The sequence below is a fragment of the Candidatus Acetothermia bacterium genome (assembly GCA_024653305.1).
Lineage (GTDB): Bacteria > Bipolaricaulota > Bipolaricaulia > Bipolaricaulales > Bipolaricaulaceae > JACIWI01.
The window spans coordinates 1-2,782 of the sequence record JANLFW010000042.1 but is presented as its reverse complement, the minus strand read 5'-3'; the positions used below and the strand labels follow the sequence as shown (position 1 = coordinate 2,782).

The window sequence follows — 2,782 nt, the reverse complement described above, 5'->3', positions numbered from 1 at the left end:
CCACGGTCACCCTCACCCCGAGTGGGGCCGTGTACGGCCCGGTGGTGATGGAGACGGAGTGGCGTGATCCCGATGGAGACCAGGTGTTCGTTGAGGTTCCGGGCGTCCCGCCCATGTACGCCAGTCAGCTTTCTGCCTTTCTGGGGTCGCTCGTGGCGATGTACTGGCCCGACGCCGCGGACGGTTTCTGCCAAGCGGTGCGGGATCGCGATGTGATCGTGGACGAGTTCACCGTGACCCTCCGCGACGCCTGCGGGGCCACGACGGAGGTCCCGGCCACGGTGACGATCAACGTGGTGGACAAAGTGCCGCCCAACATGTTCTACCCGGCCCGGGATCGCACCGTGGAGTGCGATGGACAGGGCAACACCGCCGCCCTCTTCTCGTGGCTCAGGGTTCAGGGTGGGGCCTGGGCGTACGACAACTGCTGCGACATCACCTGGACGAACGACTACAGCCCGGACAAGTTCGTGACCACGTGCGGCAGGTCCGGCTCCGTCACGGTGACCTTCACCGCCCACGACTGCGTCGGCAACGCCTCCCCCACCGCCGCCACATTCCGGATCGTGGACACCACCAAACCGCGTTGGGCGCAACCGATGCCCACGGACCTCACGGTGGCGTGCCACCAAGTCCCGCCTCCACCGGTGGTGTCGGCCTCGGACACCTGCGATCCCGACGTGGCCGTGGCGTTCGAGGAAGAGAGGGTGGACGGCGCGTGCCCTCACACCTACACCTTGATCCGGACCTGGCGGGCCAGCGATGCCTGCGGGAACTCCATCACCCACACCCAAACGATCACCGTTCGCGACACGACCCCGCCGGAGCTCACCGCCCCGCCGGACGTGGATCTTGGGTGCAATCCGAGCGACACGGGCCCGGAGGCGACCGGATGGGCCACGGCCACCGACAGCTGCGATCCAAGCCCCGAGGTGACTTACACAGACAGCGTGTCCACTGTGGGTTGTCGGGTGACGATCGAGCGGTCGTGGCAGGCCCGGGACGCTTGCGGCAACCCGAGCCCGGCCAAGGTTCAGCGGATCACGTACACTCAGGATACCCTGCCGCCCGTGATCCACTGCCCGGGGAACATCACCCTGCGGGAGTGCTTCCCGCCGGAGACTTGGGTGTGGGTGAGCTTTGGGATCACCGGTACAGACAACTGCGGGAGCGCAAGCCTCGTCTGCGACCGGTACGGGGACTGGTTCCGGGTGGGGACGAGCACACCGGTGACGGTGGGATGCACGGCCACCGACGGCTGCGGCAACACCACCTCCCGGACGTGCACGTTCACCGTGACGGTGAACGGGAACCGGCCGCCGGTGGCGTGGAGCGCGTCGGCGGACGCGCCCACAGGGGTCGTTTGCATCCCGGTTCCCGCCTCCGACCCCGATGGCGATCCACTTACGATCGAGGTGTTCGATCCTTCCCCGTGCGGGGCGACGTGGGTGCAAGGGAACATGGTCTGCTACGGGACCTTCGGCTGCGAGGCCTGGCAGATCCCGCCGGGGACGGTGGCGCGGTTCATGTTCCGGGTGACCGACCCCTGTGGGGCCAGCGCCACAGGATGGGTCTATATCACGATCACCTGCGAGATCTGCCCGATGGCACTTCCTCCGGGGGGTGACGAATGAGGGCCGCGGTGCTGGCCTTCGTGATGGGCGGGGTGGCCCTGGCCGCCCCGCCGTCCCTCCTCTGGGAGGGCAAGGTCGTGTGGACCCTGCCTGCGGCCACGTCTACCTGGAGCTCGACCCTTGCTTTGGGCTGGTCAGTCGCCGGTTGGGAGTGGAAGAGCAAGGCCTCGTTCGGAGATGGGGTTTGGAAAGAGCTTACGTTCTCCGGTTCCGGAAGCCTCGGGGAGATCCGGCTCTCCCCCTCCCTCTCCTTCGACCCCCAGGCGCCGGGATTTCGAGCCCTCACCGTCCCCTGGAAGGCGGAAGCATTCGGCGTGAAGAGCGAGGGGGTGGTCCGGCTGGAGGAGCGCGGCTTCGGGTGGGGCGTCACCTTCCTTGGGCCATCCGGCTCCCCTTTGGAGCGAATTCGGCTTCGGTTCAACCTGAAGCAGTTCCTCGATGAGGTTCTCTCCGATACCTTTGCCCCGAGCTTCTCCTTCGGGGAGGTCCGGTTCGCCGTCGCTCTCCCATGCTGCGTGGAGCAGCTCCGGGGCTGGGTGAGCTTCACCAAGGCCGGGTTCTCCGAGCTCGGGGTGAGGTTCCCGCTTCCCCTTCCCCGGGAGACCGGGCTGACCCTGTTCTCCGTGGTCCGGTTCTCGGTGGACCGGAAGAGCGTGTTCCTCGGCCCGGGGTTCATCTACGATCTCCCGCCATGCGTGGAGGCATTCCTTGGCCTCGACTGGGATCCGAGTACATGGACGATCCACGGGATCAAGGTCTACGCCGTGGGTTGGCACTGTCAGCTTGGGGCTGTGCGGGTGCGCGGCCTCACGGCGCTGGAGGACATCGGCCTCGTGAAGAAGCCGTACCGCGAGGGTTTGTGGGTGACGTGGGAGGGCGCGGGCTGTTGCGGGCCGGCGCGGTTGGTGGCCGCAGCCTACTTCGGCGACGGGGGTCTCCTGTTCGGTCTGGGCGAGGTGGACCTTGGCCTCGAGGTTCCCCTTGGAGGCGGGATCGTCCTCGGGCTTGTCGTCGGAGATCCCGGTCGGGGGCAATCCTAAGCTCACCCTGAGCTGGACGATGAAGCCCTAGTGTCCTGTCAGGGTAGTGAGTGGCCAGGTACGGGCAAGCACAGTGAGGCATGTCCAACAGAGCGGTCGTAGTGGAGT

2 protein-coding genes are annotated in these 2,782 nt (G+C 67.0%); both read left to right on the top strand.

Annotation, left to right across the window (positions count from 1 at the left end):
* Positions 1–1,634 (top strand): HYR domain-containing protein (locus tag NUV94_08050; GenBank protein ID MCR4392689.1); only part of this gene is annotated, 1,634 nt, incomplete at its 5' end.
* 8 nt (positions 1,635–1,642) lie between these two features.
* Positions 1,643–2,674 (top strand): hypothetical protein, encoded by a 1,032-nt coding sequence (locus NUV94_08045; GenBank protein ID MCR4392688.1) that lies wholly within the window; start codon positions 1,643–1,645, stop codon positions 2,672–2,674.
* Positions 2,675–2,782: the final 108 nt, after the last annotated feature.